The organism is Roseiarcus sp. (assembly GCF_052145395.1).
In the GTDB taxonomy this organism is placed as follows: Bacteria; Pseudomonadota; Alphaproteobacteria; order Rhizobiales; family Beijerinckiaceae; genus Roseiarcus.
This window is the reverse complement of record NZ_JBKQOT010000737.1, coordinates 1-5,663: the sequence shown is the minus strand read 5'-3', so window position 1 is coordinate 5,663 and position 5,663 is coordinate 1. Positions and strand designations below refer to the sequence as shown.

At 64.2% G+C, this 5,663-nt stretch carries 8 protein-coding genes; 3 read left to right on the top strand and 5 right to left on the bottom strand.

Going from position 1 to position 5,663, the window contains the following annotated elements; translation table 11 throughout:
- Window positions 1-678 (top strand): HD domain-containing protein (locus ACLP25_RS25385; RefSeq protein WP_442471893.1); only part of this gene is annotated, 678 nt, incomplete at its 5' end.
- A gap of 122 nt (window positions 679-800) precedes the next feature.
- On the opposite strand, the gene ACLP25_RS25380 is transcribed toward ACLP25_RS25385, so the two are convergent.
- Both ACLP25_RS25380 and ACLP25_RS25375 read right to left on the bottom strand, forming a co-directional pair.
- Window positions 801-1,298 carry a PE family protein gene (locus ACLP25_RS25380; RefSeq protein WP_442471892.1) on the bottom strand — a complete coding sequence of 166 codons (498 nt, stop codon included), beginning with the start codon at window positions 1,296-1,298 and terminating at the stop codon, window positions 801-803.
- Window positions 1,299-1,511: 213 nt separating this feature from the next.
- Window positions 1,512-1,766 (bottom strand): hypothetical protein, encoded by a 255-nt coding sequence (locus ACLP25_RS25375; protein ID WP_442471891.1) that lies wholly within the window; start codon window positions 1,764-1,766, stop codon window positions 1,512-1,514.
- Window positions 1,767-2,069: 303 nt separating this feature from the next.
- Between ACLP25_RS25375 and ACLP25_RS25370 the strand changes: the two genes are divergently transcribed.
- Window positions 2,070-2,246 carry a hypothetical protein gene (locus ACLP25_RS25370; protein WP_442471890.1) on the top strand — a complete coding sequence of 59 codons (177 nt, stop codon included), beginning with the start codon at window positions 2,070-2,072 and terminating at the stop codon, window positions 2,244-2,246.
- A 42-nt stretch (window positions 2,247-2,288) separates the two neighbouring features.
- On the opposite strand, the gene ACLP25_RS25365 is transcribed toward ACLP25_RS25370, so the two are convergent.
- A complete protein-coding gene (locus tag ACLP25_RS25365) occupies window positions 2,289-2,585 on the bottom strand; it encodes an acylphosphatase (RefSeq protein ID WP_442471889.1) in 297 nt (98 codons plus the stop codon).
- A gap of 117 nt (window positions 2,586-2,702) precedes the next feature.
- Between ACLP25_RS25365 and thrS the strand changes: the two genes are divergently transcribed.
- Window positions 2,703-4,661, top strand: a complete 1,959-nt coding sequence (gene thrS / locus ACLP25_RS25360; RefSeq protein WP_442471888.1) for a threonine--tRNA ligase — start codon at window positions 2,703-2,705, stop codon at window positions 4,659-4,661.
- Between the two features lie 43 nt (window positions 4,662-4,704).
- On the opposite strand, the gene ACLP25_RS25355 is transcribed toward thrS, so the two are convergent.
- Entirely contained in the window at window positions 4,705-5,457 is a 753-nt protein-coding gene (locus ACLP25_RS25355) for a PEPxxWA-CTERM sorting domain-containing protein (protein ID WP_442471887.1), read from the bottom strand.
- A gap of 20 nt (window positions 5,458-5,477) precedes the next feature.
- On the bottom strand, window positions 5,478-5,663 hold a 186-nt coding region (locus tag ACLP25_RS25350; RefSeq protein ID WP_442471886.1), incomplete at its 5' end, for a hypothetical protein.

The following is a 5,663-nucleotide window of genomic DNA, read 5'->3' as shown; positions in this document are numbered from 1 at the left end:
GAGTTATGTCAGCCTCGCACGATCGCCCGTTGCGAAGGTTCCGACAAATCGGCCCGCGCCGCCACCATTTTCATCCATAATGGCGCGCCGCAGGCGCTGGTTGGCTCCCAAGGAGGACGCCTGATGGAAAAGATGCACTTCACCCGGATGGACGAGGGGACAGACGCGGATTTTCAGGTGCTTCGTCACGTCCACGAACAGACGCTCCGGGATCTGCCCGACCGGATGTTCGGACTGCTCGCCGACCTCGCCAACGATACGGCCTACAACATCACCCGTTACGACCACTGCCTCCAGACGGCGACGCGGGCGCTCAGGGACGGAAGGGATGACGAATATGTCGCGGTCGCGCTGCTGCACGACGTCTGCGAGCCTCTCGGACCGTTCAACCACGGCGAGGTGATCGGATCAATCCTGCGTCCGTTCGTTCGCCGCGACAACTGGTGGATGCTGACGCAGCACGGTCTATTCCAGACCTATTTCTATGCCCGACACCTCGGGCTCGACCCCGACGCGCGCGACAAGTTCAAGTCGGACCCGGCCTATGAGCAGACGGTCGAGTTCTGCGCCAGGTACGACGAGGTCTCCTTCGATCCCACGTACAAGAATGAGCCTTTGTCTACGTTCGAGCCGATGGTGCGGCGGCTTCTGACGAAAGCCTGGGCGCCGCCGTCCTGAGGCAACGGAACCCAACTCCAATTTCGCCGAGTGTCCGCCGAAGGCCGATAGACCGACGGCATGAGCCCTCCGATTGCGGAGCGCTCATGCCAGGATCAGGTCATTGGGTCAGCGCGCTGAACTCACGGGCTGGTGTTCGGGGTGTTGCCGGTGGTGGTGGGGCTTCCGTTCGCGGAGCCGCTGGTCCCGTTGCTGCCGGGTGTCGAGCTACCCAGCATTCCCGACCCGTTGGTCGTGTTGTTGGCGCCATAGCCGCTGTTGCCCATAGACCCGGTTCCTCCGGTTCCCAGGTTGCCACCGGTTCCCAGGTTGGCTCCGGGGTTCGTCGTTCCTGCGTTGTTGCCCAACGCACCCGTTCCGGTGTTGCCCTTGCCCATGGCGTTTCCGCCGGTTTCATTCATTCCGGCCCCGCCGGTTCCGGTTCCACTCATCCCGCTTCCGCCGGTTTCGGCTCCGCCCATTCCCGTTCCCCCGGTTCCGCCCGCGCCCATTCCGCCGCCGCCGCCCGCACCGGCGGCCCCGCCCCCTGCTCCACCGGCGCCGCCGCCTCCCGCCTGCGCCAGCCCCAGTGTGGGAAGAAGAAGGGCGAAGGCGACGGCTCCGAGTCGTTTCATGTTCATGCGCATCCTCCAAATTCTGGTGGGGTGTCAGCCGCCCTTTGAAGTGGGGCGGTCCAATCTCAACGCGCCGGACCTGTGGACGATCCGTCTCACGCGGAAAGTGATCATTCTGGCAAGGTGAATCCCGCTTCAGCCGGGCGGCGCGAAACGGTGAGGGGCGGAAAACAGCGAGCAGACCGGGTCGTCAACGGCGCTGGAACGAACGCGGCCCCTTCAATGATCGACGCAGCCGAACCGACAGTCGTCGTCGCTGCGGCCGAGTCCGTCGGTCTCCGGCGCATGCACGGCCGGCGTCGGTTGGAAGCGGAACACCGGCGCGAGCGCGTTCGCACTGGTGAAATCGGTTTTGGCTTGTGAAGCGGCGCCTTGCGCGAGATCAGGAGCCTCGGCAGCAAACGATTCATAGGGTCCAGCCGCCAGCACAATCATCAAGCCGAGCGCAATCGAGGTTTTCGATACAGTCTTCATCTCGTCCTCCGAGAGTCCATATTGTCCACGCGCAGCGTTCAAGCCTTGCAGCTAATTTTCAATTCGGCGCTCGCCTGTGCCCGCGAACATCTTGCTTAAGAGACTGCCGCTGCCCGCGATTTATTCCGGGTGGATGGCAAAAAAGACTCCGACGTTGTCGGCCGCCGTCGTGCACGGCGCCTCCGTGTCCCGTCCGCAAGCGTGCGGCGCGCCACACTTTCGCACTCCCTTTGCGCAGATGATGCCGATTGCGGCTCGGCGGAGCAGTGCGGAGCGACGAAGATGACAGCGACCACGAGAAAGTTGGACGAGACCGGCGAGCGAAAAGCCGCTGTTGAACGGGACCTCGACGAGGCCCTGGACGAATCGTTCCCGGCCAGCGACCCGCCAGCCATGACCCGCACTTCAGCCGGCGCGCCCGACCACCCCGCCCGGGAGACGAACCGCTCCCGGCGAGACGCGAACGCCGCAAAGAAGTAAGGAAATAGACCGCCCGCGAGCGATGTCGGCTTGGGCCTCCGCCTACGCGGTCGGCCGCACGGTGAACGTCCCTGCCGTCCACTCCGCCCCCATCGCCTCGGCGAGCCGGACGCTCCGGACCCGCGCCCCGCGGGGTCCTCGCCTCAGCTCGGCAAGCATCGTCTCGATCACGTCGGGCGGCCCCGAAATCAGCGCCTCGACCGTGCCGTCCGCTCGGTTGCGCACCCAGCCGGAAAGCCCCAGCCGCAGCGCCGTGTGCACGGCGAAATGGCGATATCCGACCCCTTGCACAAAACCTTCGACAATGACGAGGCGTGTGAGCGTTTCCTCAGCGGGCATGGCGGTCCGGTCCTCATGACGGCCCAGGGCAGGATTGCCCCGCCGGACGCGGCCGTCTATAGGCAAGCGCGTTTCGCTTACGCCGATTGGTTTCGGCGAGTGAGCACGAGGAGCGGCATGATCCACGTTACTTTTCCCGACGGTGCGAAGCGCGCCTTCGAGCCCGGCGTCTCCGGCCTCGATATCGCCAAGTCCATCTCTCCCTCGCTCGCCAAGCGCACCGTCGCGATGATGCGCGACGGCGAGCTCGTCGATCTCGCAGACCGCATCGACGAGGACGCGAGCGTCGAGTTCATTTCCCGCGACGATCCGCGCGCGCTCGAGCTCATCCGCCACGATGCGGCCCATGTGCTTGCCGACGCGGTGCAGTCGCTCTGGCCGGACACGCAGGTGACGATCGGCCCGGTGATCGAGAACGGCTTCTATTACGACTTTTTCCGCTCCGAGCCCTTCGCCCCCGAGGACTTCCCGGCGATCGAGAAGCGGATGCGCGAGATCGTCGCGCGCGACGAGCCGTTCAAGAAGACTGTCGTTTCGCGCGACGAGGCCAAGAGCTTCTTCGAGACGAAGGGCGAGGCGTTCAAGGTCGAGCTGATCGACGCCATCCCGCCGGGCGAGGACGTCAAGCTCTACAGCCAGGGCAGCTGGACCGACCTCTGCCGCGGACCGCACATGACCTCGACCGGCAAGATCGGCGACGCCTTCAAGCTGAGGAAGGTCGCCGGCGCCTACTGGCGCGGCGATTCCACGAAGCCCATGCTGTCGCGCATCTACGCCACCGCCTTCGCCAGGAAGGAGGAGCTCGACGCTTACTTGAAGCAGATCGAGGAGGCGGAGCGGCGCGATCACAGGAAGCTCGCGCGCGAGATGGACCTGTTCCACTTCCAGGAGGAGGGGCCGGGCTCGATCTTCTGGCATCCCAAGGGCTGGACGATCTTCCAGACTTTGACCGCCTACATGCGCCGACGCCTTGCCGACGACTACCAGGAGGTCAACGCGCCGCAGGTGCTTGACAAGAAGCTTTGGGAGGTTTCCGGCCACTGGGGCTGGTATCGCGAGAGCATGTTCATGGCGCGCCCTGCGGGCGAAGAGGCCGAGGGCGAGGACGAGCGGATCTACGCCATCAAGCCGATGAACTGCCCCGGCCATGTCCAGATCTTCAAGAACGGCCTCCGGAGCTATCGCGAACTGCCGCTGCGGCTCGCCGAATTCGGCGCGGTCAACCGGTACGAGCCGTCGGGCGCGCTGCATGGCCTCATGCGGGTGCGCTCGTTTACCCAGGACGACGCGCATATCTTCTGCACCGAAGAGCAACTCGCCGCCGAGTGTCACAAGATCAATGAGCTCATTTTGTCGGTCTACAGCCACTTCGGATTCGATAAGATCGTGGTGAAACTCTCGACCCGGCCGGACAAGCGGGTCGGTACAGACGCGATGTGGGACCATGCCGAGGAGGTGATGACCCGCGTGCTCGACGAGATCAGGGCGCGCCACGGAAACGTGGTCACGACCGGGATCAACCCGGGCGAAGGCGCCTTCTATGGGCCGAAGTTCGAGTATGTTCTGCGCGATGCCATCGGCCGCGACTGGCAGTGCGGCACGACCCAGGTCGACTTCAACCTGCCCGAGCGCTTCGGCGCCTTCTATATCGCCGCCAACAGCGAGAAGACGACGCCGGTGATGGTCCATCGGGCGATTTGCGGTTCGATGGAGCGCTTCATCGGCATTTTGCTCGAGCACTACGCCGGCCAATTGCCGCTGTGGCTCGCGCCGGTTCAGGTGGTCGTCTGCACCATCACCAGTGACGCCGACGATTTCGCGCTCGCGTTGGCGGCGAAGGCGAAGAAGCGCGGTCTCAAGGTCGAGGCCGACATCAGGAACGAGAAGATCAACTACAAGGTGCGCGAGCACTCGCTGGGCAAGATCCCCGTCCTGCTGGTGGTCGGCCGCAAGGAGGCAAGCGAGAACACCGTTTCGGTCCGCCGCCTCGGCTCCAACGCCCAGACGATGATGGGCGCGGACGAGGCGATCGAATCGCTTCTGGCGGAAGCGGTTCCGCCGGACCTCAGGGCCTGACCCTTCGCTGCGCCGCCCGCAACGGCGCGCAGGGTCGCCTCGTTCAAATGTCCTGGAAATGGACCGCGCGACGGCGCGCCGCCCAGGCAAGTCCGGCGAAGCCGACGAGCATCATGGCCCACGTCGAGGGCTCGGGAACGACGGGACGAGCTGCGCCGGAATTGGCGATGTAGAAGCCGACCTGTTGGGCCGGAGAAGAGCAGTTGAACGCCAGAGAACACACCGTCGGCTGGGCCGTCGCGTCGCCCTGTCCGAACCAGGCCGTCGTTGGAATAGGGACTGTGTTCGTCGGATAGTCCGAATAGCTTGTCGCGTAGGTCGACCAGTCTGAAGGGTTCGAGAAGACGTTCTGAAACCCGAAATAATAGGTGCCGGGGCGCAGAATCAGGCTCAGCCCCGATACCGCTTCGAGCATGGGGTCGCCGTCGGCGGGCCCAGCGGTGAGAGTAGCGCCGCTCGAGCCGGAGAACTTCTCATCTCCCGGGTCCGGGGCGCCTCCGGAGCTTCCCCAGATCGACCAGTTTACGCCGAGGAAGTCCGAGGATGAGCCCGAAAAATAGAAATATGAGTAAAGGCCGAAGTCCGTGATTCTCACGTCCGTAGTGAGCGTGAACTGTTCGAATACCATCCACGGCCCAGACGTGCATCCGGTGGCCGAGTCGCAGCTGCCCGTGAGGGGCAAAGGCTGCGACCAGTCGGACACACCGGTCAGATTGGGGACCGTCGAATACAGCGTCGTCGCCGCATTGGCCGTCACTGCGGCCCCGGACGCGAGCGCCAGGGCGGCGGTTGCCATCGTTGTCCTCATCGTTCGGTTCATGGCGAAAGCCCGACGGTCAGGATCAATCGGCGCTTGGGCGCCGGAATCCGCTTTGGTGCTAAAAAAGCATTTTCTAACGGTCGTTTCAGCATGACGCAAGGGACTGCGGGGTAAAATTCAGGGCAATCGCATTTCAAAATTGAGCTAGCAGTTTGGAGAGAAATGCGTCGTTCCATCCGGCG